Source organism: Janthinobacterium sp. 13 (genome assembly GCF_002749695.1).
GTDB lineage: Bacteria > Pseudomonadota > Gammaproteobacteria > Burkholderiales > Burkholderiaceae_D > Janthinobacterium > Janthinobacterium kumbetense.
The window spans coordinates 722,198-747,057 of sequence record NZ_PEEQ01000001.1; the positions used below are offsets into that span (position 1 = coordinate 722,198).

Consider the following 24,860-nt stretch of genomic DNA (forward strand, 5'->3'; position numbering starts at 1 on the left):
AGCAACTGCTCCATAAAGCAGGCAGCCCTTACCTGATGTTGTAAAATAGGCAAATATGGCGCGGCGTCGGCCATGTCGCTTGCCAGCCTTTCGCGCACGCGGATGCACTCACACTCAGGGAACAACATGCGCAATACAGACAAGAAAGCCTACCTCGTCGGCGGCGGCATCGGCTCGCTGGCCGCGGCCGCCTTCATGATACGCGACGGCGGCATGCAAGGCAGCAACATCACCATTTTCGAAGCGTCGCCCGTGACCGGGGGCAGCCTCGACGGCGGCGGCAATGCCGAAGATGGCTATACCCTGCGCGGCGGGCGCATGCTGACCACCGACAATTACGAGTGCACCTGGGACTTGTTCAAGAGCATCCCCTCGCTCGAGCATGCGGGCCAGAGCGTCTACGACGAAACCGTCGCCTTCAACGAACTGCACCTTCCCCACTCGCGCGCGCGCCTGGTCGACCGCAACCGTTTCAAGGTCGACGTCAGCAGCATGGGCTTTTCCATGCAGGACAGGCTGGAATTGCTGAAGCTGGCGGAAGCGGACGAAGACACGCTGGGCAGCGGCGCCATCACGGACTGGCTCTCGCCCGCATTCTTCGACACCCGGTTCTGGACCATGTGGGCCACCACGTTCGCCTTCCAGCCCTGGCACAGCGCCGTCGAATTCAAGCGCTACCTGCACCGCTTCATGCTGGAGTTTTCGCGCATCGAAACCCTGGCCGGCGTCAAGCGCACCGTCTACAACCAGTACGATTCGCTGGTGCGCCCGCTGGTCGCCTGGCTGCAGGCGCAAGGCGTGAACCTCATCATGGATTGCACGGTGACCGATATCGAGGTGCAAGAATCCGATGGCCGCCTGAGCGCTACCGCCATTGCCTGCCAGCGCCGCGGCCTGGCCGACGTGGTCCCCGTCGCCGCGGACGACCTGGTGTTTTTCCAGAATGCCTCGATGACGGATGCGTCCAGCTATGGCAGCATGCACCGCGCGCCGGCCAGGCGCACGAAGCACGACAGCCATGGCTGGCGCCTGTGGGAAAAGCTGGCCGAGGGACGCTCGCAACTGGGCCGTCCCGCCGCCTTCAACAGCAGCATCCCCGAATCCTACTGGGCCTCGTACACGGTCACCTTGAAGGACGGCGCCTTCTTTGACAGGATGGAGCGCTTCACGGGCAACAGCGCGGGCACGGGCGGCCTCGTCACCTTCAAGGACAGCAACTGGCTCATGTCCATCGTGCTGGCGCACCAGCCCCATTTCGCCGGCCAGCCCGCGGGCGTGCAAGTATTCTGGGGCTATGCGCTGCACCCAGACCGCATCGGCAACTTCGTCGCCAAGCCCATGTCCGACTGCAGCGGCGAAGATATCCTGCGCGAGCTGTGCGGCCACCTGAACTTCGACCTCGAGTTCATGGCCACGGCGAACTGCATTCCCTGCCGCATGCCGTACATCACCAGCATGTTCATGCCCCGCGCAAAGAGCGACCGCCCCCTGCCCGTGCCGGCCAACTCCGTCAACCTGGCCTTCGTCAGCCAGTTCGTGGAAATCGCCGACGATGTCGTCTTCACCGTGGAATACTCGGTGCGCGCGGCGCAAACGGCCGTCTACCAGCTGCTGGGCGTGCAGCGCGAAGTGCCGGCCATCCACGCGCACGACAAGTCGCTGAAGGTCAAGCTGGACGCCGTCATCAAGGCCTTCAAGTAGCCGCATTCCCGGACGTCAATGCCGTTTTCCTCCTATCGTCCGCGACTTTGTGGCAGCGCAAGGCACCGTGATAATGGACTGATAACGTCAAGGTTCGGGAATCTTATCTATCTTGCAAAGTCCAACATGAAAGTGCGGCTACGCCTGTTCGAACATGTGCTGCTGGTGCTGGCATTGGCCGTCGCCATCTTTGCCGCCGCCATCGTGCTGGCACGCATGACGCAGTGGGCGGAAGCGCAGGAATTGCCCGTCTACCTCGTACAGGGCATGCACCTGGTGGGCAAGGTGCTGTTTTTCCTGGATGGCTGCATCGTCATCGCCGTCAGCAGCATTCTGGCCGCCCGGCTGTTCCGTCTGCTCACCAAGGAGGATTTATGAACGACCTTCACTACCTGTTCACGCTCCGGCATCCGCGCCGCTTCTGGTGCAGCGCCATCGTCATCGCCGTGGCCTCGGCCATCCTGCTGGGTCCATGGCTCGACAGTATTCCCTGGCTGGTGGCGATCCCCTTCGTGGCTGGCGGCTTGCTGGTGGCGCTCGGCGAGCTGTGGGACGAAATGCACGGCAAGCGCCGGCGCAACGGCGACGACACGCATGCGCCGTGCCGGCATCCCTGAAACCGGCATAGTGATGAGTGCACGCAACAATGGTCACGCCATCGGCCGCGCCTGCGTTGATTTAAGACTGGCTTCAGCCTTGCCGTGCATCGTGATATGGCGCCAGCAGCAATGGCGCTTCCCTTCACCCTCACGGGCACTGCCCAGCGAAAGAGCCGACATGAGCACATGGATGCGCGCCAACAAAGGTTTTTTGATGTTCCTCCTGCTGTTCGGCGTGTTCCGCACGGCCGTGGCGGACTGGAATCCCATCCCGTCGGCGTCGATGCGCCCCAACCTGCTCGAAGGCGACGTGGTCTTCGTCAACCGCCTCGCCTTCAACCTGAAAGTGCCGCTCACCGATATCGTGCTGCAGCGCCTGGGCGAACCGCAGCGGGGCGACATCGTCACCTTTTCCTCGCCGAAAGACGGCACGCGCCTGATCAAGCGCATCATCGCCCTGCCCGGCGACACGGTGGAAATGCGCGATGAGCAGCTGGTCATCAATGGCCAGCCCGCCCAGTACACAGCGCTCGACACGGCCCCTGAAACCGTCGCCCACGTGGGCCAGCTGACGGCGCAACGCATCAATGAACGCAACCAGACCGAGCAGCACAGCATCCAGGTCTTGCCGCAAATCGCGGGCGCGGCGCGCAGCTTTGGCCCCGTGACGGTGCCGGCCGACCATTTTCTCATGCTGGGCGATAACCGCGACAACAGCGCCGACTCGCGCTACTTCGGCTTCGTGCCGCGCGCGTTGCTGATCGGAAAGGCCGAGCGCATCCTCGTGTCGGCCAATATCCAGGAGCATTGGCAGCCGCGGCTGCAGCGCTTCGGCATGAAGCTGGAATAAACATCCCTCCTGCAACGGCGCCATGCTTTTCGGTTAGCATGGCGCATCATGCAAAATTTTCCCTCAGCCAGCCTGCGGTCCGCCAGCGACGATCTTGCCCTCGATCAGCTGACGCAGTTCCTGCGGCGCCATCCCGACGTGCTGCTGCTGACGGGCGCCGGTATCAGCACGGCGTCCGGCATACCCGATTACCGCGACACGCAAGGTGTGCGGCGCGGCAATGCGCCCATGCAAGGTCCCGATTTTCGCCGCCAGGAAGCCGTGCGCCGCCGCTACTGGGCGCGCAGCATGGTCGGCTGGCCAACCCTGGCGCGCGCTACGCCGAATCCCGGCCACCTGGCCATCGCGCAACTGGCCCGGCGCGGGAGAATAGGCGGCCTGGTCACGCAAAACGTGGATGGACTGCATCAGCAAGCGGGCAATACCGCCGTCACGGAGTTGCACGGCAGCATACATGGCGTGGTCTGTCTCGATTGCCGGGCTCGCCACACGCGCCGCCTGATCCAGGATCAGCTCGAACACGACAATCCGCAGCTGCTGGTCGCCACGGCCACGCCGGCGCCCGATGGCGACGCCTTGCTGGAGCCGTCGCAGCTGGCCACCTTCCACCTGCCCGTCTGCCCCCGCTGCGGCGGCACCCTGCAGCCGGACGTGGTGTTTTTCGGCGATGGCGTACCCGCCGCCTGCGCGGCCGAAGCCGAGCGCAAAATGATGGAAGCTGGCGCCCTGCTGGTGGTGGGCTCGTCCGTCATGGTGTATTCCAGTTTTCGTCTGTGCCGCATGGCGGCCGAAACGGGCAAGCCCGTGGCCGCCATCAACCTGGGCAAGACGCGCGCCGACCATTTGCTGGCCTTCAAGACGGAAGCGCCGGCGCAAGATACCCTGCCGCTCCTCGCGGCCATGCTGGATTGATGCGGTCCCTGCCGCTGCCACGCGGATCGGCACGCATGCTGGCCGGTGCCGGCATCGCCGTGCTGCTGCATGTGCTGCTGTGGCAAGTACTGCGTTCAAACAAGCTTCCGGCCCCCCCTTTGCTGCCGCAGCGCAGCATGCAAATGCTGTTTTTGGCCCCCGTAGCGCGGCCCGCGCGCCCCCTGCCGCCAGCCGTCTCAAAAAGCCAGGCGCGACCCCGGCATGCCGTGGCCATCACGCCAGCGCCAGCAGCAATGCCCGCGCCCGCTGCCGACGCCGCAGCATTGCCACCGCCCGCTGCGCTCGATCTTGACGCCTTGAAACGCCAGGCCAGGGAAGCGGCGCGCCAGGAGGGGCCATCCCTCGCCGGGCCAGCATTGACAACCAGCAACAAGATGGCGCAAGCCATCACCAGCGCCGCGCGGCCCAGGTGTGACAACGATTACAAGCCACGGCTAGGCAATGTGGAATTCACCGGCCTGGCCAAGCTGCCCTTCCTGCTGAAAGGCGCGACGGGCGACAGCGGCTGCAAGTGGTGACGCGCCTCCGGCGCCCGCCCATGACAGCGCTCCCCCACTCTGGCTATACTGTGAGATTAACGAGGAGAATTCATGCTGGAACTGTTGAGTGAACACGCCTGTTTTGGCGGAGTACAACGCTTTTATCGCCACGACGCGCAAGCCATCGGCTTGCCCATGCGTTTCTCGGCCTTCATTCCCGACATGGCGCCAGGCGCCGCAGTCAGCACCAAGCGCCCCGCCCTGTTTTACCTGGCGGGTCTGACTTGCACGGAAGAAACGTTCATGATCAAGGGCGGCGCGCAGCGCGTGGCCGCGGAAGAAGGCTTGATCCTGATCGCCCCCGACACCAGCCCCCGTGGCGCGAACGTCGCGGGTGAAAGCGACTCCTGGGATTTCGGCGTGGGCGCCGGCTTTTACGTGGACGCCACCGAGGCGCCGTGGAGCAGCCACTACCGCATGTACAGCTACATCCTGGAATTGCGTGCCCTGCTGGAGCAGGAACTGGCGATCGATGCGCAGCGCACGGGCATTTTCGGCCACTCGATGGGCGGCCACGGCGCACTGGTGCTGGCCTTGCGCAACCCGGCACTGTTCCGCTCCGTTTCCGCCTTCGCCCCCATCGCCGCACCGAGCCAATGTCCGTGGGGCAAGAAAGCGTTCACGGGCTACCTGGGCAGCGACGAGGCCAGCTGGCAGCAATACGACGCCAGCGCGCTGATGCGCGGCCTGCAGGGCCAGCCGCCACTGTTCCCCGAAGGCATCTTGATCGACCAGGGCCTGGCCGACAAGTTCCTGCCCGAGCAACTGTGCCCCGACGTCTTCGAAGCGGCATGCCGCGACGCTGGCCAGCCCCTGCAGCTGCGCCGCCATGCCGGCTACGACCACGGCTATTACTTCATCGCCAGCTTCATGGAAGAGCACGTACGCTTCCATGCGAAGAACTTGCGCGCCGCCTGAGCCGCTGCGCTACTGCGCCGTGCTGGTATGCCCGTTGAAATGGCGCGTGTACCAGTCCGTGGCCAGCAAGGCGGCCTGGTGGCGCGTGTCGGGGCCGCCAGGGGCGGCGATCTGTTCCAATTGTTTGTCGCAGCGCAAGGTGGCGAACGCCATGCGGTTCAGGCCAGCCACGTCGGGGTCGCGCCCGCCCACGATCAGCAGCGACGGCACGCGCACGTTTTCCAGCGCCGCCTTGCCGGCCATTTCCACCTGGCCATCGCACACGGCCAGCGCGGCGATTTCCGCGCTGCGCCAGGCCGCCAGCTGCATCACGACGGCCGCGCTGGTGCCATAGCCATACAGGCCGCAGGGCAAGCGCCGCGTGGACGGGTCGAGCTGCAGCCAGCCCAGGGCTTTTTCCAGCTGGCGCGCCAGCAGCACGATATCGCTGCGCACGAAATACGCGTGGCCATTGCTGCCGCCGCCAGGCTCGACGCCGCCCTGGTCGAAGCGCAGCGTGGCGATGCCCGCTCGCAAAAAATCCTGGGAAGTGGCGTGACTGGAAGCGCCCAGGTAGTCGCTGTCGGCGCCTGCGCCGTGGGCAAACAGGACGATGCCCACCGGCCGTTCGGGCATTTCAAGCACGCCATCCATTTGAAGTTCATCGGCCGTAATGCTGACAAATTGTTCTTGCATGGTTGCCTCCGCAATCGAGCTGGGATCAAGCTAAAGCTGAAGTCAAGCTGTACGCTGATTTTACGCTGATCTTGCCGGGCCGGGGACAGCCTGCGCGCCCCGGGCGGCCAACTTCAGTGTAGCAGCCCGCGGCCATTCCTGCGCAGCCGTTCACGCATCGTCACCGGCAAGGCAGGACTATACGGCGCCGTGCCGGTCCAGCCCCTTCAGCACGGCTTCCGGGCGGATCGGCAAATGCCGCACGCGCGACGCCACGGCGGCGAAGATGGCGTTGCCGATGGCCGGCGCCACGGCCGTCGTGGGCGGTTCGCCCATGCCCGTCGCCGTATGCGTGCTGGCAACGAATTCGATGTCGAGCTCGGGCACGTCGGCCATGCGCAGGGGCGTGTAGGTATTCAGGTTGGTATCCTTCACTTCGCCGTTCAGGAAAGCCGTGCCCTCATGCAAGGCCATGCTCACGCCCCACAGGGCGCCCCCTTCCGCCTGCGCCAGCGCGCCATCGGGGTCGACGATGCTGCCCGCATCGATCACCATGAACAATTTTTCGACTTTCACCATGCAAGTGCTGCGGTCCACCTTGACCCGGGCGACGCAAGCCGTCCAGGTGGGCATGTCACGTTCCTGGCCGAACGTGGCGGCGATGCCCAGGCCCGTGTCGGGCGGCATGGCCTTGCCCCAGCCCGCCTTGTCCGCCACGCGCTGCAGCACGTGGGCCAGGCGCGCAGCGCCGCCGACGGCGTTCGGCGCACTGCCCCCATTGCGGCCCGACGCCTGCAGCAAGGACAGGCGGAACGCCAGCGGATCGACCTTGGCCGCCTGCGCCGCCTCGTCCATGAAACTTTCCACAGCCCAATTCGTCCAGCCGGGACCCACGGAGCGCAGCCAGCCGGGGCGGAAACTGCTGTTGGCCAGGTCGTTCGACACGGCCCGCACGCGCTGCGCGCCCACCGCATACCAGTGGTCGGCACCGGCGATGGCGAACGGGTCATACGGATGGCCCTGCTTATCCTTGGCCAGGAAGGCGGGGATCATGGCTTGCGTGGGCCAGCCGGCGCTGGCCTCGTGCACCATCGCCGACACCTTGCCCGCGTCGTCGAACGCCATGCGCACATGCTGCACGGACGGCGAACGGGGCGAATCGAAGCGGGCATCGTCGGCCCGCGTGCAGATCATCTTGACGGGGCGCCCCACGGCTTGCGCCGCCAGGGCGGCCGGCACGCAATAATCGCCATTCAGGCGCCGCCCGAAACCGCCGCCGAGCAGATAGGTGTGCAGCATGACCTTGCTCTCCGGCACCTTCAGCGCTTGCGCCAGCACGGGCAGGATCAACGATTGCCACTGGTTGCCCGCATGAATGTGCCAGACGCCGTCGATTTCCTGCGCCAGGGCATTCACGGGTTCCAGCTGGAAATGCAGCACGGTGCTGGTCGTGTAGTGGCGCTCCAGTTGCAGGCTGGCATCCTTGAACGCTTGCTCCACGCCATCATCATCGACCACGCGCGCGCCCAGGCTGGCATCGGCCAGCTGCTTGGTGGCGTAGTTGAGGATATCCTGCTCCGCCACGTGGGCCGCCGCGCCGGCCCGCCATTTCACTTGCACCAGGTCGGCCGCGCGCACGGCGGCCGCATACGTTTCGGCCACCACCATGACCCAGCCGGGCACCGTGCCGCTGGGATCTTGCAAGGCGAACGAACGCAGGTAGCCCTTGACCTTTTTCGCGGCCGCATCATCGATGGACACCACTTTCGCGCCGTAGCGCGTGGGCGGGATCTTCGGGCGCGCATACAGCATGCCCTCGACGTGCGCATCGATGCCGTACACGGCCGCGCCATTGATTTTCGCGGGGATGTCCAGCGCCTGCACGTGCTGGCCGATCAGGCTGCGCTGCTGCGGCGTTTTCAGCACGATGGCTTTCAATTGCTCCGGCGTGTACTGGCGCGCCAGCTTGCCACGGCGCACGATGTCGCCATAGCTGATCGACCGTCCCCGGCCGTGCACGACGCCCAGCCTGGCGTGGCAGGCGGACACGGGCACGCGCAGCAGGCGCGCGCCCTCCTCGACCAGCGCCAGGCGCCCGGCCGCGCCAGCACGGCTGAGCGGGTCGAAATTCTGCCAGACGGACCAGCTGCCGCCCGTCACCATCAAGCCCCATTTCGGGTCCGTGTCCACGTAATGCAGGCGTATCTTGCTCCAGTCCGCTTCCAGCTCTTCGGCGACGATGCGCGCCAGGGCCGTACCAATATGCTGGCCCATTTCCGCCTTGGCGATATTGACGGTGATCATGCCATCGCGGCCGATCTGGAACCAGATGCTGGGGTCGAACACGGGCGCGGCCGGCTTGGCAGGCGGCACGCGTGCCACCTTGCTGTCGGCCAGGGAACTGTCGGCGCGCAGGAAGGCCAAAGTAAACCCCGTGCCGGCGGCGGCGATCAGGAAACCGCGCCGGCCCAACGAGCTGGGACGGGCAGCAGAATTTTCTTTCGGCAACTTAAACACCAGGCGCCTCCTGCATGCCGGCCGCCAGCTTGATGGCCTTGCGGATGCGCACATACGCCATGCAGCGACACAGGTTGCCGCTCATGACGGCATCGATATTCGCATCCGTCGGCTGCGGATAATCTTTCAACAAGGTGGCCGCCTGCATGATCTGGCCCGACTGGCAATAGCCGCACTGGGGCGCCTGCGTGGCCAGCCACGCCCGCTGCAAAGGATGCGTGCCATCGGGCGAGAGGCCTTCGATGGTGGTGATGGCGCAGCCGGCCACGGCGGCAATCGGCGTGATGCACGAACGCATGGCGCGGCCATCCACGTGCACGGTGCAGGCGCCGCACATGCCGATGCCGCAGCCAAACTTCGTACCCTTCAAGTTGACTTCATCGCGCAACACCCACAGCAGGGGCGTCTCGGCGTCGGTCTCGGTGCCGAAGGGCTGGCCATTCACGGTAATGTTATACATAAGAAACTTTCAAGAGTTACTTGCCGGCGCGCGTGCGCGCCACGGCCGCTTCCAGGTTCGTCCAGGCCGGCTGGTGGCTGCGGCTGCGGCGCAGATAGGCGGCCAGCTGGGCCACGTCATTGTCCGTCAGCGAGGCGGCAAAGCCGGGCATCAGCACGCCGGGCATGGCCGCATCCTTGCTGATACCGTGCAATATCACCTGGATCAGGTTGGCGGGATCGGGCGCGCTGACGGCGCTGTTCAGGCTCAGTTCCGGGCGCAGGGCCACGGGCCGGCCGTCGCTGTTCGAGTGGCACGACGCGCAGGCAGCCACGTACAGGCTGGCGCCACGGTCGTTGTCGACCAGGCTGACCCTCTGCGAGCGGGCGATGCCGGCCTTGACCACGGCATCCGTATCGACCTGGTGTTGTTCAGCGCCGGCCACGCCGGCAAAATATACGGACAGCGCGCGGATATCGCTATCGGGCGAGGCGCCCATGCCTTCGTGCACGACGGCCGACATGGGTCCTGCCGCCACGCCGTGCAGGGCCGTCGCGCCCGTGCGCAGGAAGGCGTACAGCTCGTCCTGCGTCCATGGCAAGGGGGCCGTGTTGGCGCTGGTCAAGGCCGGCGCATACCAGTGGTCGATGGCCGCGCCCAGATAGGGCGAACCGGCCAGCTCGGCGCCCAGCGCATTGCGCGGCGTGTGGCAGGCGGCGCAATGGGCCAGGCCTTCGGCCAGGTAACGGCCCCGGTTCCAGTCCAGTCCTTGCGCAGGATCAAGCTGGAAAGGCGCTGGCTTGAAAAACAGCAACTTCCAGCCCGCCTGTAGCGGCCGCAAGTTCAGGGGAAACGGCACGCTGTTGGCGGGCGCCACCGCATACACGGGCGGGCGCGTCATGAAATACGCGTACAAGGCCGTCAGGTCAGCCTCCGAGACGAGGTTGAAATGGGTGTACGGAAAGACGGGGTACAAATGGGCGCCATCGCGGCCCACGCCTTCGCGCATGGCCCGCTGGAAGGCGGCCAGCGACCAGCGGCCGATGCCCGTTTGCCGGTCGGGCGTGATATTCGTCGCATAGATCGTGCCGAACGGCGTGGCCAGGCCGTGGCCGCCCGCGTAATCGGTGCCGTCCCTGGCCGTATGGCAGGCGGCGCAATTGCCCATGCCCGCCAGGATGCGGCCCCGCTCCACCACTTGCGGGGAAAATGCCGTGGCGGCAGGCGGATCGATGGGCGCCAGCGCGGGGCGCCAGTAATACAGATACGCGGCCAGGGCCGCCACGATGAGCAATGCCAGCGACAACAGCAGGCCGGTGAAGATTTTCTTGAGCAAAACAGGAACCAGTGAAAAGTAAAGGCCAGGGTGTAAGCAAGGCGCACGGGCCGCCGGCCAACGGCGGCGGCAACAGGGCCACGGTGACAATCTTACCGCGATTGTGACTTGTTGTATGTACGCAATGACACGCAGGCAACGCCGCAGGCGGGCTGCGCCTTATAATCAGCGTTTCAGCACGCCGCCGCTCCTTCATGCATACCGTTACCATCATCCTCATCCTCGTCCTGACCGTCGTCCTGTGCGGCTTTCTCGCCCGCTCGCGCTGGGTCAGGCTGCCCCTGCCCCTGATCCAGATCGCCGGCGGCACGGGATTGGCCTTGTTTGGCGTGCAAGTACCGCTCGACCCCGACATTTTCTTCCTGCTCTTCATCCCGCCGCTGCTGTTTCTCGACGGCTGGCGCATCCCCAAGGGCGCCTTCTTTTCCGACGCGCGCTCGATCCTGATGCTGGCCATCGGCCTGGTGCTGTTTACCGTGCTGGGCATGGGCTTTTTCATCGACTGGCTGATCCCCAGCGTGCCGCTGGCCGTCGCCTTCGCGCTGGGCGCCATCCTGTCGCCGACGGACCCCGTGGCCGTCTCGGCAATTGCCGCCGGCAACCCCATCCCGCCGCGCCTGATGCACATCCTCGAAGGCGAATCGCTGCTGAACGACGCTTCGGGCCTGGTCTGCTTCACGTTTGCCGTGGGCGCCATGATGACGGGCGGCTTTTCCATCGGCGCCGCCTCGCTGAGTTTCCTGCAGGAAGCGGGCGGCGGCATCGTCATCGGCCTGGCCATCTCGTGGGGCGTGGGCCTGGCGAATAAATGGCTGGTGAGCAAGGTGGGCGAGGAACCGGGCCTGCAAATCCTCATCAGCATACTGATCCCGTTCGCCGCCTACCTGGGCGCCGAGCAAATCCACGGTTCCGGCATCCTGGCCGCCGCCACGGCGGGCGTGTCCATGCATTACGCCGACCTGATCGGCCGCCCGCTGGCCGCCACGCGCACCCAGCGCAAGGCCGTGTGGGATACCGTGCAACTGGTCTTGAACGGCGTGATCTTCGTCATGCTGGGCGCGCAACTGCCCGCCACCGTGGCCGGCTTGCCGGCCGCCTCCGCCGAAATCGGCGCCGGCAGCGCCTGGAAGCTGCCCCTGTTCGTCATCGCCATCACGGTGGGGCTGACCTTCATGCGTTTCCTCTGGGTCTTCATTTCCATGAAACTGACCCTGTTCAAGCACCACAAGAAAATCGCGGGCGAACCGAAGGACGCGGCGCTGCTGGCGCGCCCCAGCCTGCGCCTGCTGCTGGTGGCGTCGTTCGCGGGCGTGCGCGGCGCGCTGACCCTGGCCGGCATCCTGACCCTGCCCCTGTTCTTGCCCGATGGCAATCGTTTCCCGGCGCGTGACCTCGTCATCTTCCTGGCCATGGGCGTGATCCTGCTGTCGCTGCTGCTGGCCAGCGTCACCCTGCCCCTGCTGACCAAGGGCCTGGTGTTCGCGCCGCCCGCGCGCCGTTCGACGGAAGAGCGCAATGCCCGCGCCGCAGCCGCCGAAGCGGCCATCGCGCGGCTGGAAAAAGTGTGCGAAGGCATCGACAAGAATGACAAGCAGCAAGTCGTCACGGAAGCGGCCAACCGCCTGATCGAAGCCTACCGGCGCCGCCTCGCATATGGCGAAAGCAGCAACGACGAGGCGATGCGCTTGCAGGAACTGGCCAAGGCCGAGCGCGCGCTGCGCCTGGAAGCGCTGAATGCGGAGCGCGATGAACTGTTCCGCCGCCGCATTTCGGGCGAACTGGACGACACCATCCATTTGCGCCTGCTGCGCGAAATCGACTTGCTGGAAGCGACACTGGAAGAATAGCAACACTCTGGCGTGCCACGGCAGTGTTGACAAGTAATTCTCATGGTAAAGAATGCAAGTTTTCACATTCGTGTTTATAATGCAAGGTTGTATGGCGTAGCGCCGTGATTTACTTTCAACCGGGACTTCCGTAGAGTCTGTGTTGCTGAGTAACAATAGAAGTAGCCACCCGACCCGAATAAAGACACCGACGCCGTGCCCTCTTCCCCCCGCCACCGGCAGCGCTCCGCGCCGCCAGCCCTGTTTGCTGTCGTGCTGCTGGCTTCGCTGCTCGCCGGCACCGCGCTGGCGCCGTGCGCGGCATGGGCGCAAGCGGGCGCGGCGGCCGACGCCAGGCGTCCCGCCGAGGTGGCCCAAGTCCTGTTTGGCATCGTCAGCTATGTGCGCTGGCCCGTGGCGCGCCAGGAAGTGCGCGTCTGCATGGTCGGTGCGCCCCGTTACGGCGCGGCCATCGTCGACACGCCCGCCTCCAGCCTGGGCCAGCGCATCCGCGTGAAAATCCCGGCGGCGGCAAGCGCGGCCAGCGAATGCGACGTCGTCTACCTGGGCAGCTTGCCCGAGGGCGAACGCGAGCACTTGCTGGCGCAGCTCATCGGCAAGCCGATTTTATCGGTCGCCGAACCCGGCACGTCGTGCACCGTGGGCACCATGTTCTGCCTGCGCCTGAACGAGGCGCAGATCGGCTTTGACGTCAACCTCGACGCCATCGCCCGCAGCGGCCTGCGCGTGCACCCGAACGCCTTGCAAATTGCACGTCGCAAGGGACCGCCGCCATGAGCGCCCGCATGAGCACCAAGCCCCCCCGCGCGCCCCGCCCCACGCTCGACAGCGTGCTGCGGCGCGCCCACCTGAGCGTGTCGCTGATCGCCGTGCTGGCGGCTGGCCTGACCCTGACGGCCGTGGCGCTGCTGGCCCTGCGCGTGTATTCGGACCAGAACCTGCGCCTGGTGGCCCGCTCGATGAGCTACACGGTGGAAGGGGCCGTCGTCTTTGGCGATTCCCAGGCCGCCAGGGAAGCGCTGGCCTTGATCGGCGTCAATGAAGATATTGACCAGGCGCAGGTGAGCGACACGGCCGGCAAGGTGCTGGCCCGCTGGGAACGGGGGCAACATGGCACGCGCTACTACATCGAACGCGCGCTGACGGGCTGGATGCTGCCCGATTCGCTGACCTTCCCCATCACGCGCAATGACCAGGCCATCGGCAACATCACCCTGGTGCCGCACAGCCGCAGCCTGCTGCCCTTCCTGCTCAGCGGCCTGGCCTGCCTGCTCGCCTGCCTGGTGCTCAGCCTGGCCGTCGCCGTGCGCCTGTCGCGCCGCATGGAAACGGAAATCACGTCGCCCCTGCGCCACCTGGCGGAAACGGCCCACCGCGTGCGGCGCGACCGCTCGTTCGAACTGCGCGTGCCGCCAGCCAATATTGCCGAGTTGAACCAGATCAATGACGACTTCAACGCCCTGCTCGACGAACTGGAAGCATGGCAAAGCCATCTGCAAAAGGAAAACGCCTCGCTGTCGCACCGCGCCAACCACGACAGCCTGACGGGCCTGTCGAACCGCGCCTTCATGGAAGCGGAGCTGGAACGCGCCATCCTCGAAGCGCGGGTCGGCAATGGCAAGGTGGCCGTGCTGTTCCTCGACAGCGACCGCTTCAAGTACATCAACGACACCTTCGGCCATGCCTCGGGCGACCGGGTGCTGGTGACGATCGCCGCCCGCATCAAGCAGCAATTGCGCGAGGGCGACCTGGTGGCGCGCCTGGGCGGCGACGAATTCGCCATCCTGCTCAAGCCGCTGCGCAACAGCAGCGACGCCATGCACATCGCCGACAACATCATCGCCGCCATGGCGCAAGCCATTGAACTGCCCACTGGCAACAGTATCGTCAGCTCGCTGACCATCGGCGTGGCCGTCTTCCCCGACCACGCCATCGACGCCGTCTCGCTGGTGGGCGCGGCGGATGAAGCCATGTACCGCGCCAAGCAGGCGCAGCGCGGCACGCGCCAGGTGGCGCGCCTGCCGCAACCCCATATTCACCCCTGAACCAAGGAGCAACACCATGCAATTTCTCTACAAACAATTACGCCGCGGCGTCCTCGGTCTGTTCATGCTGGGCCTGCTGGCCGCCTGCCAGAGCACGCCAGAAATCAAACCGCTGTTCAACGCCGAGCAAGTCGCCACCTTGAAGGAGCAAGGCTTCAACCAGACCGACGAAGGCTGGGAACTGAGCTTTACGGACAAGCTGCTGTTCGAATTCGACGCCGCCAAGCTGACGGCACCGAGCCGCAACGCCATCCAGAAAATCAGCGCCGCCCTGCTGAAAGTGGGCATTACCCACATGCGCGTGGAAGGCCATACGGATAACGAAGGCACGGAAGCGTACAACAACAAGCTGTCGCTGGCGCGCGCCAACGTGGTGGCCGACGCCATGAGCGCATCGGGCATTCCGCGCGACAACATCACCGTCAAGGGCCTGGGCATGAGCAAACCGGTCGCCTCGAACGCCAGCAAGACGGGCAAGGCGGAAAACCGCCGCGTCACCGTCATCGTTTCGGCGCCTTGACCTTGCACCTGGACGTGCCCGCCGTGCGCTGGGTCGTGATGGGCGTGTCCGGCTGCGGCAAGAGCGCCGTCGGCAGCCTGCTGGCCGACGCCCTGCACGTGCCCTACGTGGAAGGCGACGACGTGCATTCCCCGCAAAACGTGGCGAAGATGGCGGCCGGCATCCCGCTCGACGATGCCGACCGGGCCGGCTGGCTGGCCGCCCTGCGCGAACGCATCGCTGCGGCGCGCGCACAAGGCAGCGGCCTCGTCGTTTCTTGCTCGGCCCTGAAGCGGGCCTACCGCGACGTGCTGCGCGCAGGCGACCCGGCCCTGCGCTTTGTCCACCTGGACGGCCCGCGCGCCGTGCTGGAAAGCCGCTTGCAGCGCCCGGGTCACTTCATGCCCGCCAGCCTGCTCGACAGCCAGCTGGCCACCCTGCAACCGCTGCAGGCGGACGAGGCCGGCATCGTGCTCGATATCCGCCAGCCGCTGGCCGTGCTGCTCGAACAGATCCTGCAAACGCCCTGACTGGCAGCCGTGCGGCTGGACAGCCCGCGGCCCCCTGTGTAGACTGGCGCGCACTTTCATGAAGGATTTCTATGAGCACACCAACGACAAAACCAGCACCGGGCCCGGAATTCTGGGAACGCGCCGACCAGGTCATCGCCCTGGCCAATGAGCAATGCATGCACAACGGCGGCAATGAAGTGGCCACCTCGCTGCTGTACGCGGCCGCCCGCTTCAACGCCTTCCTCGTCGCCAGCAAGAGCAACGACGTGGCCAAGATGCAGGCAGAGAAGGAAGGCGCCGTGGCCTTCTTCACGGAACAGTACAAGCGCATGCTGACCGACAACTTCAACGATTACATCACCAACTTCGACAAGTACACGCAACCGTCGTCGGCCCCCAAGGGCTGATGCCAACGGCCAGCCTGGACAGTCACCGCGTCCGCGCCAGCCACGCTGGCGAAGTGCTGGACGGCGTGGTGCGCTGCGCGCCGTTGCCATCGCTGTGGCTGACGGCCATGCTGGCCGGCGCCGTGACTGGCGCCCTGCTCTTCTTCAGCTGGACGGGCGTGGCGCTGTTTATCGTCAGCACGGCCATCGTCCTGCTGTTCGGCCACTCGCTGGGCAGCCACCGCAAACTGATCCACGACAGCTTCGCATGCCCGCAATGGCTGGAATATGTACTCGTGTACCTGGGCGTGCTGGTGGGCCTCAGCGGCCCGCTGGGCCTGCTGCGCCAGCACGAGCTGCGCGACTATGCCCAGCGCCTGCCCGATTGCCACCCCTATCTGCGCCACGGCGCCGGCTTCTGGCGCGATGCCTGGTGGCAACTCCACTGCCGCCTGGACCTCGACCGCCCGCCCCACATCGCCATCGAGCCGCGCATCGCGCACGACCGTTTTTATCGTTTCCTGGAAAAAACCTGGATGCTGCAGCAATTGCCGTGGGCCATGCTGTTCTACGCCTGGGGCGGCTGGGGCTACGTCTGCTGGGGCGTCTGCGCGCGGGTCAGCGCCGGCGTGCTGGGCCACTGGCTGATCGGCTACTTCGCCCACAACCATGGGCAAATGCACTTTCATGTCGACGGCGCCGCCGTGCAAGGCCGGAATATCCGCCTGACCTCGCTGCTGACCATGGGCGAGTGCTGGCACAACAACCATCACGCGTATCCGGGTTCAGCCAGGCTCGGCCTGCTGCCGGGCGAATGGGACCCGGGCTGGTGGATGCTGCTGCTGTTGCGGCGCCTGGGCCTCGTCTCCGGCCTGCGCCTGCCGCACGACCTGGCGCCGCGGCCGGAACTGCGCCAACGGCTGTCCGCCGATAGTTATTGACCAATCGTTCACCAATGCATATAGTGGAAGCAGATACGGGACATCCCGCCCCGCCGCACGCATTGCATACGTACCATGGCCAGACCGCGCAACTTCGACGAAACGACCGTCATCAGCCAGGCTGCCGCCGTCTTTGGCAGCCTGGGCTACAACGCCGCATCGATCGATGACCTGGTCAAGGCGACCGGTTTGCTGCGCGGCAGCCTGTACAAGGCATTCGGCTCCAAGCGCCATCTGTTCGAGCGCGTGCTGACGCAGGCGCTGCAGCCGGGCTGGCCGGCGCGGGAAGAAGCGGTCGACTTGCTGATCATCGCCTTGAAGGAACTGGCGCCCTCCGACGCCGCCATCACGGCGCTGTGCCGCACCGCCGTGCAGGACACGGGCGCCGGGACGGCCCGCCTGCTGGGCGAACGCCTGTTAAGCCATCTGGATCAACCACCAAAGGAGACACCATGCCTGTCCTCGAATTGAACGACGATGCACTGACCATCCGCCTGGCCCTGTGGGAAAAGCTGGCATCCTTTCACGGCAACCTGCGTATTCCCCTGCAGCATGTGCGTGGCGCCACCGACGATGACGGTTTCCGCGGCACGGCCCTGGGCTTGCGCGCCCCGGGCACCAACCTGCCTGGCGTCATTTCGGCGGGCACCTACCACAAGGGGGGCGACCGCCAGTTTGTCTTCATGACGCGCGGCACGCAGCCGCTGGTCATCGAATTGCAGGGCGAAAAGTGGGCGCGCCTGGTACTCGGCGTGCCTGACGCGCGCGCCATGGCGGCGCGCATCAATGCGCTGGCCACGGCGCCAGCTTGACGCATCAGCCCGGCTCGCCCGTCAGGTAATTGTTCTTCACGCGCACGTAGTGCTCGGCCGAATAGCGCAGGTAGGCGATCTCGGCCTCGGTCAGTGCGCGCACCTTGGCGGCGGGACGGCCCACGTACAAATGGCCGCTTTCCAGCACCTTGCCCGGCGACACCAGGCTGCCCGCACCCAGCATCACGTGTTTTTCCACCACCACGTCATCCATGACGATGCTGCCCATGCCGATCAGGCATTCGTCGCCGATGGTGCAGCCGTGCAAGATCACGGAATGGCCGATGGTGACGTACTTGCCGATGGTCAACGGTGAACCGTCGGGCTTGGCCGCATTCCTGTGCGACACGTGGCCCATGGAAAAGTCCTGGATATTGCTGCCTTCGCCGATGACGATGCGGTTGACGTCGCCGCGCAGCACGCTGTTGCACCAGATGGAACAGTCGTCGCCGATCTGCACGTCGCCAATCACTTGCGCCGTGTCATGCAGGTAGACGCGCTCGCCCAGCACGGGACGGGTATTCAGGTAAGAGCTTACAGGCATTGTCTTCTCGTTTCTTTAACATTAAACAACAGGTTTCACACCCAGCCGGCGGCCAGCGCAAAAATCGCCAGCCCATGCGCGAGGGATGCGCCCAGCAAGCCGGCACGGCAATATACCAGCCCCGCCACCACGCCTTCGATCACGGTGAACACGAGGATGGGCGCGCCCACCTGCGTGACGGTGGTGGCGAGAAAAGCATGGCACAGGCCAAACAGCAGGCCCGACACCAGCGCCGCGCGCCAGGCCGGCAGCCAGGCGCGCAATTGCTGCTGCAGCAAGCCGCGAAACAGCAATTCCTCATAACAGTTGGCCGCCAGCGCAAAGCCCAGCAGCAAGGGCAGCGCGGATGGCACAACGGGCGCCAGGGACGGCAAGCCGGACAGGGCTTTCAAGCCCGTCGCCAGCGCAATGATCACGCACGCGCCCGCCACGCCCAGCAGCACGGACAGGACCGGCCGCGTGCCCAGCCAGCGGATCTGGCGGCGCGCCTCGCTTTCCAGCCAGCAAGTACTCGCCACCAGGGCCAGCGACATGGCCCCCAGCGCCAGCAAGACCGGCGGCGGCGCCGTGAAACGCAAGCCGCCCGCCGCCACTTGCCAATAGCCATGCGCCGTCATCGCGTCGCGCGCCAGCACGAAAAACAGCATGTGCACGAGCACGCGCAGCAGCGGCACCGTCCGGGGAACGGCCAGCAGCAAGGCGGCGCAGACGAGGAAGGCGGGCGTGATCGCCAGCAGATACTGCGCCAGGGAAGTGATCTCGGGCATCGTTCAATCGTTCAATCGTTCGATAGTGCCAACGGGCACGGGCGCAGCAATTGTATGCGGCGGCCGGCAACATGGGCAAGCTGTCCGGCGATGCCGCCGTCAAGCCGCCTTGCGCCAGCCATGCATCAGCGCATGCGCCGCCAGCCCGGCCGCCAGTCCCCACAGGGCGCCGCCCACGCCCAGCAGGGTCACGTTCGCGGCCGTGGCCAGGAAGGTGACCAGCGCCGTTTCGCGCATGCGCACGTCCGCCATCGCCTGCGCCAGGCTGTTGCCGATGGCGCCCAGCAAGGCCAGGCCCGCCAGCGCCGTGATGAAGGGGCGCGGCAAGACCGTGAACAGGCTGGCCAGGGTGACGCCGAAGATGCCCACCAGGATGTACAGCACGCCGCACGCGAGCCCCGCGACATAGCGCTTCGACGGATCCGCATGCGCATCCTTGCCCGTGCAGATGGCGGCCGTGATGGCGGCCACGTTGAAGGCGTGCGCGCCGAATGGCGCCATGAGCAGCGAACCGAGTCCCGTCACCGTCAAAATGGGATTGGCGCTGACCTGGTAACCGTCATTGCGCAACACCAGCATGCCGGGCATGTATTGCCCAGTCAGGGTGATCAGGAACAGGGGCAGCGCCACGCCCAGCAGCGACGCCACGGAAAAGCGCGGCATCTCGAACACGGGCGCGGCCAGGGCCAGTGCGATGCCTTGCGTATCGATGCGCCCCTGCGCCAGCAGCAGGGCCAGGCCGATCAGCATGATGCCCACCACGGCAAAGCGCGCCGTGAAACGGCGCAGCACGGCGTACGACAGCAGCAATACCACCACCAGCAGCGGATCGGCGCTGGCGCCGCCGAAGGCGTTCACGCCGAATTGCAGCAGGATTCCGGCCAGCAAGCCGGCGGCGATGCCGCCCGGTATCAGCCGCACCAGGCGCTCGAAGGCGCCCGACATGCCCAGCAAGATGAAGGCGATGGCGGACACGATGTAGGCGCCGATCACCTCGGCATACGGCGTATGCGGCATGACGGTGGCCAAAAAGGCCACGCCGGGCGTGGACCAGGCCGTGATGATGGGTGCGCGGTAACGGTAGCTGAGCCAGATGCCCGTCACGCCCACGCCGATGCTCAGCGACCAGACCCAGGATGCCGTCTGCGCGGCGCTCAGCTGGGCCAGCTGGGCTGCCTGGAACACCAGCACGAAGGTGCCGCCATAGTTGACGAGGACAGAGATGAAGGCGGCCATGGCGGGGGACGCCAGGTCGCGCCAGCGCGCCTGGCGCCTGTTGCCGGTTGCGGCCGATGATGTGGAGCTTGTGTGCATGCGTGTGCCCTTGCCTGATGTTCAAAAGGGGCATCTTAACGGCCACATGGACTGCTCAGGCAGGCCACTTTACGCATTCACAACAGACCACTTGAGCGCTCACCCCAGCGCGCGGGCCAGGCGGACGATGCCGCTGTCGATCTCGTACGGCGTGAGCGCCGCAAAGCCCAGCAGCCAGCCGCCCCGCTCCGGCGGCCTCGCGTACAGCCGGCTCAGGCCCGGCAGCACGATGCCCGCCTGTGCCGCCAGGCGTATCGTTTCCAGCTCGTCCCTGCCCCCGTGCAGCAGACACGGCATCTGCAAGCCGCCCGGCGGCAGCTGCGCCGCGACCACGTGCGGCAAGTGCCGCTGCACGGCCTGCGCCATCGCATCGCGGCGCACGGCGTAGACCTTGCGCATGGCGCGCACATGGGCCGCGAAATGGCCATCGGCGATGAAACGGGCCAGCGTCAGCTGGTCCAGCTGCGGCGTATGCCCGTCGAGGATGCTGCGCGCATACGTCATCGGCTTGACCAGCGCGGGCGGCAGCACCATGTAGCCGAGGCGCAGCCCCGGATACAGCGACTTGGCAAAGGTGCCAAGGTAGATCGTGCGCTGCTGCGTGTCGAGCCCCTGCACGCAAGCCGTCGGCAAGCCCGCGTAGTGAAACTGGCTGTCGTAATCGTCCTCGACGATCCAGCCCTGGCGCTCGGCGGCCCAGGCAGTCAGGGCCAGGCGGCGCTCGAGCGCCAGGGTGGCGCCCGTCGGGTACTGATGCGAGGGCGTGACGTACACCGTGTTGGCCCCGCTGCGGTCTGCGCGCAGGTGCTCGATGGACAAGCCATGCGCATCGACGGGTACTGGAACGACCTGCAATTGCGCCATCTCGAACGCCTTGCGCGCGCCGAAATAGCCGGGGTCTTCCATCAGGATGGGGCCGTGCGCGTCGGCCAGCACTTGCGCGCACAGGTACAGGGCCTGGCGCGTGCTGCTCAGCACCAGCACCTGGTCCGCCGTGGCCCGCGCACCCCGCTCCAGGTTCACATAGTCGGCGATGGCCTGGCGCAGCGGTTCCGCGCCTTGCGGGTCGCCGTGCAGCAGCACGCCGGCCTGGTGTTCGCAGGCGGCCTGGCGCCGCAAGCGCTCCCACACGTCGAGCGGAAAGGCCCGCGTTTCCGGCAAGCCCGTGGCGAATGCCTTCACGCTCTGCTGGTCGGCCACGCCGCCGCTGGCGAAAATCTGCGCGCCGCGCGCGCTGAGGGCCACCGGCTGCGCGGACAAGGGCGGCAACGCAGTCGCAGGCTTGCCCAGCAAGCTCGCGCCTATCGTCGGCGAGACAAAACTGCCCGATCCCGCCTGCCGCCGCACATAGCCATCGAGGCGCAGCTGCGCATACGCCATTTCCACCGTCTCGCGCGACACGCCCAGCGACTGCGCCAGCGCGCGCGTGGCCGGCAGGCGCAGGCCGGGCGCCAGTACGCCGTCGAGTATCAACTGGCGCAGCGCGCGCTGCACCCGCACGCGCAAGTCGAGCGCCGCCAGTTCAGGCGCGGCGATGCGGATTTTCAGGGTGTCGAGTTCGAACTGCGGCGTCATATGGCCTTGACGCGGGCCGCATCCACGGCGGCCATGCTGCTGGCCAGCGAAAAGCCATGCTGCTGCAGCACCGCCACCAGCTGCTCGCCGGCGCAGCCCAAACGCAGGTTTTCCGCCACCCAGTCATGCCAGGCAGCGCCGATCTCCGGCATGGGTTCTTCTTCCAGCGTGAGACCGAGTATGCAGCTGGCCAGCAAACCGTTGATGCGCTTCGTGTCGATCAGGTGCTGCACCACCGCATGGCCCGACTGGGGATACGGGTGCAGGGTGCAACGGCCGAATGCGGCCAGGCGCTGCGCGTGCATGGCGTCAAGGTTCACCGATTCGCTGGCACTGGCGCCCGCATTGGCGACGTCGGGCCGGGCCACGTCAGGCCGCGTGCCGAACACCAGGTGCAGCTGCGTATCGTCCGTCGCCCTGGCGCGGCACAGGGCGGCCAGGTCGTAGTAGCCAGACGGCGGCGGGTCTTGCGCCAGCGACTCCATCACGGGCAGCCAGCGCAGCTCGTGGTACAGGCGCGCCTGCTGCACGTCCAGAAAAGACAAGGGTCCGAAGGCGACGATCTGCTGCGCCTCGAGCAGCAAGCCATACATGACGGCCGCGTACGCGCCCATGGACTGGCCAAGGGTGGTGACTTGGCTCGGCGCGATGCGGCGCACCAGCTCGCGCAGCGCTTGCGCCGTTTCATCCACGTGATTGCCCAGGCCCGCGATGCGGCGGTGGTACCAGGCGTTGCCCGAATCGCGCACGAGGATCTTGTTCAGGTGCTGGCCGCTGGCCTGTTCCAGCTTGCGCAGGCGCCCGTAAAAATCGAAGGCGGGACGCGTTGTCCACGAAACGAAGCCAAAGGCGATCACCAGCGGCGCGCCGGGCACGATGCGGTCGACCAGCACGTCGTCGGCACTGGTGGCGACCAGTCGATTATCCAGCGCTTGCGCTTGCAGCATCGGCCCGGCTCCCGATCAAGGTTGAAACAGCAGAAAGCATGAGTGTAATGCCAGTACTGGCAAAATGGAAACATTCGCCGCTGCGGTACGCCAGCAGATACGGGAAAACTGCTAATCTTGCGGCTATACACCTTGATACTGGAGCGCCCCATGCTGCATCGCCTCACATACCTGTCCCTCGCCGCAGCCATCGCCATGACCGGCGGCTGCGCCGCCACGCCCGACAGCGCCAAGCCGGACACCGGCCTGACGCCCAGCTACAGCCTGACGAATACCTACTGGAAGCTGACGGAACTCGATGGCGCCCCGGTGACGATGGCGCCGCAGCAGGAACGCGAAGTGCGCATCACCCTCACCGACGATGGCAAGGTCCATGGTTTCACGGGCTGCAACCAGGTCATGGGCGGCTACACGCTGGCCGGCACGGCCCTGCGCTTCACGCAGCTGGCCGGCACGCGCATGGCCTGCCCACCGCCCCTGATGCAGCTGGAAAGCGCCGTGCTGGCCAACTTGAACAGCGTGACGGGCTACCGTTTCGAAGGCGAGTACCTGATCCTGCTCAAGGATGGCGCACCCGTGGCCAGGTTTGAATCGGTCTACCTGTGAAATAAAAATCGACTGCCGTTACAATGGCTTCCAGCCCATCATCCGGAAGGAAGCCATGTCCGCACTGCCCTCGCCGTCTTCATCCCCGACACCATCGGCCGCCGGCCGCTACCGGGCTTTTCTTTTTGACATGGACGGCACCGTCATCAATTCCATCGCCGCCGCAGAACGCATCTGGGGCACCTGGGCGCAGCGCCAGGGCCTCGACGTGGCAGCCTTCCTGCCCACCATCCACGGCGCGCGCTCGGTCGACACCATCGCCAAACTGCGCTTGCCCGGCGTCGACGCGCAGCGCGAATCGCAGGGCATCACGGATGCCGAAATCATCGATGTGGAAGGAATTATTGAAATCGCGGGCGCGCTGCGCTTCTTGCAGTCGCTGCCGCCCGCGCAATGGGCCATCGTCACGTCGGCGCCGCGCGCGCTGGCCACGGCCCGCCTGAAGGCGGCCGGCATGCCGATACCGGCCGTCATAGTGACGGCGGAAGACGTCAAGGCGGGCAAACCCCGGCCCGATTGCTATTTGCTGGCGGCGGAAAAACTGGGCGTGGCGCCCTCCGATTGCCTGGTGTTCGAGGATGCCTCCGTCGGCATCGAGGCGGGCGAAGCGGCTGGCGCGAAAGTCATCGTCGTCACCGCCACGCATGCGCACCCGCTGGCCACGCGCCACCCGACCATCGACAATTATGAAGCCATCGTCGCGACGGTCGACAGCGACGGCTTCATCGTGCTGGCGCAGTTATCTGACCCTGCGGTTGCAGCACGCGCGACAAGATAGCCTGCTCCAGCGCGGCGAACGCCGCATGGCCGCGCTGGCGCGGGCGCGGCAAGTCCACCGGCACGTCCATGGTGACCTGTCCATCCTCGATCAGCAGCACCCGGTCGGCCAGGGCCACGGCTTCGGCCACGTCATGCGTCACCAGCACGGCCGTGAAACCGCGCGCCAGCCACAGGGACTCGATCAGCTGCTGCATCTCGATGCGCGTCAGGGCGTCGAGCGCGCCCAGCGGTTCGTCGAGCAGCAGCAGTTGCGGCTCGTGCACGAGCGCGCGCGCCAGCGCCACGCGCTGTTTCTGCCCGCCCGACAGCGCTGACGGCCAGTCGTCCGCCCGCTCGGCCAGGCCCACCGTCCACAACGAGGCGGCCGCCGCGCCGACGGAACGGGGCAAGCCCAGGGCCACGTTGTCGAGCACCGTCTTCCACGGCAGCAGCCGCGATTCCTGGAACATGATGCGGATATCGGGCGCACCCACGCCGCTGCCGATGGCGATGCTGCCCTCGTCGACGCTTTCCAGGCCCGCGATCGAGCGCAGCAAGGTGCTCTTGCCGCAGCCGCTGCGTCCCACGATGGCGACAAATTCGCCCGCTTCCAGCTGCAGGTCGACGTTTTTCAGGACCGGACGTTCGCCATAGGCCTTGCTCAATTGCGTCAAGGCCAGCGGCACGCCGCGGCGCGCCAGAGGGGCCTGCGGGGCGGCCTTGGCCTGCGGTGCGCTAGCCGGGTCGTACTGCACGAAGTGCGACAGGAAATCCGTTTCGATCTGGATGGGGGCGAGCAGCATGGTATTTTCTTTCCTCA

The 24,860-nt window shown here is 66.2% G+C and carries 28 protein-coding genes; 18 read left to right on the plus strand and 10 right to left on the minus strand.

What is annotated here, in order from left to right:
• Positions 1-102: 102 nt before the first annotated feature.
• The 7 genes from CLU94_RS02985 to fghA all read left to right on the plus strand — a co-directional run bounded on the left by CLU94_RS02985 (position 103) and on the right by fghA (position 5,540).
• Positions 103-1,701, plus strand: a complete 1,599-nt coding sequence (locus tag CLU94_RS02985) for an oleate hydratase (RefSeq protein ID WP_099668137.1) — start codon at positions 103-105, stop codon at positions 1,699-1,701.
• 126 nt (positions 1,702-1,827) lie between these two features.
• Positions 1,828-2,079 (plus strand): hypothetical protein, encoded by a 252-nt coding sequence (locus CLU94_RS02990; protein ID WP_099664541.1) that lies wholly within the window; start codon positions 1,828-1,830, stop codon positions 2,077-2,079.
• Positions 2,076-2,318: a hypothetical protein gene (locus CLU94_RS02995; protein ID WP_099664542.1), complete on the plus strand. Its 243-nt coding sequence runs from the start codon at positions 2,076-2,078 to the stop codon at positions 2,316-2,318. The genes CLU94_RS02990 and CLU94_RS02995 overlap by 4 nt, the downstream gene beginning before the upstream one ends.
• Before the next feature lie 160 nt (positions 2,319-2,478).
• On the plus strand, positions 2,479-3,150 hold the full coding sequence (lepB, locus tag CLU94_RS03000) for a signal peptidase I (protein ID WP_099664543.1): 672 nt from the start codon (positions 2,479-2,481) through the stop codon (positions 3,148-3,150).
• A gap of 48 nt (positions 3,151-3,198) precedes the next feature.
• On the plus strand, positions 3,199-4,062 hold the full coding sequence (locus CLU94_RS03005; RefSeq protein WP_099664544.1) for an NAD-dependent protein deacetylase: 864 nt from the start codon (positions 3,199-3,201) through the stop codon (positions 4,060-4,062).
• A gap of 35 nt (positions 4,063-4,097) precedes the next feature.
• Positions 4,098-4,601, plus strand: a complete 504-nt coding sequence (locus tag CLU94_RS03010; protein WP_099664545.1) for a hypothetical protein — start codon at positions 4,098-4,100, stop codon at positions 4,599-4,601.
• A gap of 72 nt (positions 4,602-4,673) precedes the next feature.
• Positions 4,674-5,540 (plus strand): S-formylglutathione hydrolase, encoded by an 867-nt coding sequence (fghA, locus tag CLU94_RS03015; RefSeq protein ID WP_099664546.1) that lies wholly within the window; start codon positions 4,674-4,676, stop codon positions 5,538-5,540.
• Positions 5,541-5,549: 9 nt separating this feature from the next.
• Here the strand turns inward: fghA and CLU94_RS03020 are convergent, their stop codons facing one another.
• From CLU94_RS03020 to CLU94_RS03035, 4 genes are all read right to left on the minus strand, one after another.
• Positions 5,550-6,215, minus strand: a complete 666-nt coding sequence (locus CLU94_RS03020) for a dienelactone hydrolase family protein (protein WP_077402643.1) — start codon at positions 6,213-6,215, stop codon at positions 5,550-5,552.
• Positions 6,216-6,392: 177 nt separating this feature from the next.
• Entirely contained in the window at positions 6,393-8,711 is a 2,319-nt protein-coding gene (locus CLU94_RS03025) for a xanthine dehydrogenase family protein molybdopterin-binding subunit (protein WP_099664547.1), read from the minus strand.
• Entirely contained in the window at positions 8,704-9,171 is a 468-nt protein-coding gene (locus CLU94_RS03030; protein WP_034782880.1) for a (2Fe-2S)-binding protein, read from the minus strand. The genes CLU94_RS03025 and CLU94_RS03030 overlap by 8 nt, the downstream gene beginning before the upstream one ends.
• A 16-nt stretch (positions 9,172-9,187) precedes the next feature.
• A complete protein-coding gene (locus CLU94_RS03035; protein WP_099664548.1) occupies positions 9,188-10,486 on the minus strand; it encodes a cytochrome c in 1,299 nt (432 codons plus the stop codon).
• A 194-nt stretch (positions 10,487-10,680) separates the two neighbouring features.
• Here CLU94_RS03035 and CLU94_RS03040 point away from each other — a divergent pair, with 194 nt between their 5' ends.
• The 9 genes from CLU94_RS03040 (at position 10,681) to CLU94_RS03080 (ending at position 17,528) form a co-directional block, all read left to right on the plus strand.
• The gene (locus CLU94_RS03040) at positions 10,681-12,333 is read left to right on the plus strand and encodes a Na+/H+ antiporter (protein ID WP_077402630.1); all 1,653 of its coding nucleotides are present in this window, start codon (positions 10,681-10,683) and stop codon (positions 12,331-12,333) included.
• A 195-nt stretch (positions 12,334-12,528) separates the two neighbouring features.
• Positions 12,529-13,110, plus strand: a complete 582-nt coding sequence (locus tag CLU94_RS03045) for a YfiR family protein (protein WP_257218658.1) — start codon at positions 12,529-12,531, stop codon at positions 13,108-13,110.
• 8 nt (positions 13,111-13,118) lie between these two features.
• Complete coding sequence (locus CLU94_RS03050; RefSeq protein ID WP_099668138.1) at positions 13,119-14,378, plus strand: diguanylate cyclase domain-containing protein; 1,260 nt, start codon at positions 13,119-13,121, stop codon at positions 14,376-14,378.
• A gap of 16 nt (positions 14,379-14,394) precedes the next feature.
• Positions 14,395-14,898 (plus strand): OmpA family protein, encoded by a 504-nt coding sequence (locus tag CLU94_RS03055; protein WP_099664550.1) that lies wholly within the window; start codon positions 14,395-14,397, stop codon positions 14,896-14,898.
• Positions 14,899-14,936: 38 nt separating this feature from the next.
• Complete coding sequence (locus CLU94_RS03060; RefSeq protein WP_180278803.1) at positions 14,937-15,407, plus strand: gluconokinase; 471 nt, start codon at positions 14,937-14,939, stop codon at positions 15,405-15,407.
• A gap of 71 nt (positions 15,408-15,478) precedes the next feature.
• Complete coding sequence (locus tag CLU94_RS03065; RefSeq protein WP_099664551.1) at positions 15,479-15,796, plus strand: DUF3144 domain-containing protein; 318 nt, start codon at positions 15,479-15,481, stop codon at positions 15,794-15,796.
• Positions 15,796-16,716 carry an acyl-CoA desaturase gene (locus CLU94_RS03070; RefSeq protein WP_099664552.1) on the plus strand — a complete coding sequence of 307 codons (921 nt, stop codon included), beginning with the start codon at positions 15,796-15,798 and terminating at the stop codon, positions 16,714-16,716. The genes CLU94_RS03065 and CLU94_RS03070 overlap by 1 nt, the downstream gene beginning before the upstream one ends.
• 75 nt (positions 16,717-16,791) lie before the next feature.
• Positions 16,792-17,187 (plus strand): helix-turn-helix domain-containing protein, encoded by a 396-nt coding sequence (locus tag CLU94_RS03075; RefSeq protein WP_099664553.1) that lies wholly within the window; start codon positions 16,792-16,794, stop codon positions 17,185-17,187.
• Positions 17,169-17,528, plus strand: a complete 360-nt coding sequence (locus CLU94_RS03080; protein WP_099664554.1) for a hypothetical protein — start codon at positions 17,169-17,171, stop codon at positions 17,526-17,528. Before CLU94_RS03075 ends, CLU94_RS03080 begins: the two co-directional genes overlap by 19 nt.
• Positions 17,529-17,532: 4 nt before the next feature.
• Here CLU94_RS03080 and CLU94_RS03085 read toward each other — a convergent pair whose 3' ends face one another.
• The 5 genes from CLU94_RS03085 to CLU94_RS03105 form a co-directional block, all read right to left on the minus strand.
• Positions 17,533-18,072: a gamma carbonic anhydrase family protein gene (locus CLU94_RS03085; RefSeq protein ID WP_099664555.1), complete on the minus strand. Its 540-nt coding sequence runs from the start codon at positions 18,070-18,072 to the stop codon at positions 17,533-17,535.
• A gap of 35 nt (positions 18,073-18,107) precedes the next feature.
• Entirely contained in the window at positions 18,108-18,839 is a 732-nt protein-coding gene (locus CLU94_RS03090) for a CPBP family intramembrane glutamic endopeptidase (RefSeq protein ID WP_099664556.1), read from the minus strand.
• 99 nt (positions 18,840-18,938) lie between these two features.
• Positions 18,939-20,075, minus strand: a complete 1,137-nt coding sequence (locus CLU94_RS03095; RefSeq protein WP_257219048.1) for a benzoate/H(+) symporter BenE family transporter — start codon at positions 20,073-20,075, stop codon at positions 18,939-18,941.
• Positions 20,076-20,252: 177 nt separating this feature from the next.
• On the minus strand, positions 20,253-21,728 hold the full coding sequence (gene pdxR, locus CLU94_RS03100; protein ID WP_099664558.1) for a MocR-like pyridoxine biosynthesis transcription factor PdxR: 1,476 nt from the start codon (positions 21,726-21,728) through the stop codon (positions 20,253-20,255).
• Positions 21,725-22,675: a hypothetical protein gene (locus tag CLU94_RS03105; protein WP_099664559.1), complete on the minus strand. Its 951-nt coding sequence runs from the start codon at positions 22,673-22,675 to the stop codon at positions 21,725-21,727. Before CLU94_RS03105 ends, pdxR begins: the two co-directional genes overlap by 4 nt.
• A gap of 150 nt (positions 22,676-22,825) precedes the next feature.
• On the opposite strand from CLU94_RS03105, the gene CLU94_RS03110 reads away from it, so the two are divergent.
• Positions 22,826-23,281, plus strand: coding sequence for an META domain-containing protein (locus CLU94_RS03110; RefSeq protein WP_099664560.1), 456 nt, complete (start codon positions 22,826-22,828; stop codon positions 23,279-23,281).
• A 55-nt stretch (positions 23,282-23,336) separates the two neighbouring features.
• Positions 23,337-24,059: an HAD-IA family hydrolase gene (locus CLU94_RS03115; protein ID WP_099664561.1), complete on the plus strand. Its 723-nt coding sequence runs from the start codon at positions 23,337-23,339 to the stop codon at positions 24,057-24,059.
• On the opposite strand, the gene CLU94_RS03120 is transcribed toward CLU94_RS03115, so the two are convergent.
• Positions 24,004-24,843: an ATP-binding cassette domain-containing protein gene (locus tag CLU94_RS03120; protein ID WP_099664562.1), complete on the minus strand. Its 840-nt coding sequence runs from the start codon at positions 24,841-24,843 to the stop codon at positions 24,004-24,006. The two genes, CLU94_RS03115 and CLU94_RS03120, sit on opposite strands and share 56 nt — an antisense overlap.
• Positions 24,844-24,860: the final 17 nt, after the last annotated feature.

Excerpts from the sequence above, each read along its gene's own strand:
- CLU94_RS03105 (WP_099664559.1), bottom strand. The coding sequence starts at position 22,675 with ATGCTGCAAGCGCAAGCGCTGGATAATCGACTGGTCGCCACCAGTGCC.
- CLU94_RS03010 (WP_099664545.1), top strand. The coding sequence starts at position 4,098 with ATGCTGGCCGGTGCCGGCATCGCCGTGCTGCTGCATGTGCTGCTGTGG.
- CLU94_RS03115 (WP_099664561.1), top strand. The coding sequence starts at position 23,337 with ATGTCCGCACTGCCCTCGCCGTCTTCATCCCCGACACCATCGGCCGCC.
- CLU94_RS03080 (WP_099664554.1), top strand. The coding sequence starts at position 17,169 with ATGCCTGTCCTCGAATTGAACGACGATGCACTGACCATCCGCCTGGCC.
- CLU94_RS02985 (WP_099668137.1), top strand. The coding sequence starts at position 103 with ATGCACTCACACTCAGGGAACAACATGCGCAATACAGACAAGAAAGCC.
- CLU94_RS03070 (WP_099664552.1), top strand. The coding sequence starts at position 15,796 with ATGCCAACGGCCAGCCTGGACAGTCACCGCGTCCGCGCCAGCCACGCT.
- CLU94_RS03055 (WP_099664550.1), top strand. The coding sequence starts at position 14,395 with ATGCAATTTCTCTACAAACAATTACGCCGCGGCGTCCTCGGTCTGTTC.
- CLU94_RS03120 (WP_099664562.1), bottom strand. The coding sequence starts at position 24,843 with ATGCTGCTCGCCCCCATCCAGATCGAAACGGATTTCCTGTCGCACTTC.
- CLU94_RS03110 (WP_099664560.1), top strand. The coding sequence starts at position 22,826 with ATGCTGCATCGCCTCACATACCTGTCCCTCGCCGCAGCCATCGCCATG.
- CLU94_RS03020 (WP_077402643.1), bottom strand. The coding sequence starts at position 6,215 with ATGCAAGAACAATTTGTCAGCATTACGGCCGATGAACTTCAAATGGAT.
- CLU94_RS03050 (WP_099668138.1), top strand. The coding sequence starts at position 13,119 with ATGAGCACCAAGCCCCCCCGCGCGCCCCGCCCCACGCTCGACAGCGTG.
- pdxR (WP_099664558.1), bottom strand. The coding sequence starts at position 21,728 with ATGACGCCGCAGTTCGAACTCGACACCCTGAAAATCCGCATCGCCGCG.
- CLU94_RS02990 (WP_099664541.1), top strand. The coding sequence starts at position 1,828 with ATGAAAGTGCGGCTACGCCTGTTCGAACATGTGCTGCTGGTGCTGGCA.
- CLU94_RS03090 (WP_099664556.1), bottom strand. The coding sequence starts at position 18,839 with ATGCCCGAGATCACTTCCCTGGCGCAGTATCTGCTGGCGATCACGCCC.
- CLU94_RS03065 (WP_099664551.1), top strand. The coding sequence starts at position 15,479 with ATGAGCACACCAACGACAAAACCAGCACCGGGCCCGGAATTCTGGGAA.
- CLU94_RS03040 (WP_077402630.1), top strand. The coding sequence starts at position 10,681 with ATGCATACCGTTACCATCATCCTCATCCTCGTCCTGACCGTCGTCCTG.
- lepB (WP_099664543.1), top strand. The coding sequence starts at position 2,479 with ATGAGCACATGGATGCGCGCCAACAAAGGTTTTTTGATGTTCCTCCTG.
- CLU94_RS03060 (WP_180278803.1), top strand. The coding sequence starts at position 14,937 with ATGGGCGTGTCCGGCTGCGGCAAGAGCGCCGTCGGCAGCCTGCTGGCC.
- CLU94_RS03095 (WP_257219048.1), bottom strand. The coding sequence starts at position 20,075 with ATGGCCGCCTTCATCTCTGTCCTCGTCAACTATGGCGGCACCTTCGTG.
- CLU94_RS03030 (WP_034782880.1), bottom strand. The coding sequence starts at position 9,171 with ATGTATAACATTACCGTGAATGGCCAGCCCTTCGGCACCGAGACCGAC.
- CLU94_RS03005 (WP_099664544.1), top strand. The coding sequence starts at position 3,199 with ATGCAAAATTTTCCCTCAGCCAGCCTGCGGTCCGCCAGCGACGATCTT.
- CLU94_RS02995 (WP_099664542.1), top strand. The coding sequence starts at position 2,076 with ATGAACGACCTTCACTACCTGTTCACGCTCCGGCATCCGCGCCGCTTC.
- fghA (WP_099664546.1), top strand. The coding sequence starts at position 4,674 with ATGCTGGAACTGTTGAGTGAACACGCCTGTTTTGGCGGAGTACAACGC.
- CLU94_RS03075 (WP_099664553.1), top strand. The coding sequence starts at position 16,792 with ATGGCCAGACCGCGCAACTTCGACGAAACGACCGTCATCAGCCAGGCT.
- CLU94_RS03085 (WP_099664555.1), bottom strand. The coding sequence starts at position 18,072 with ATGCCTGTAAGCTCTTACCTGAATACCCGTCCCGTGCTGGGCGAGCGC.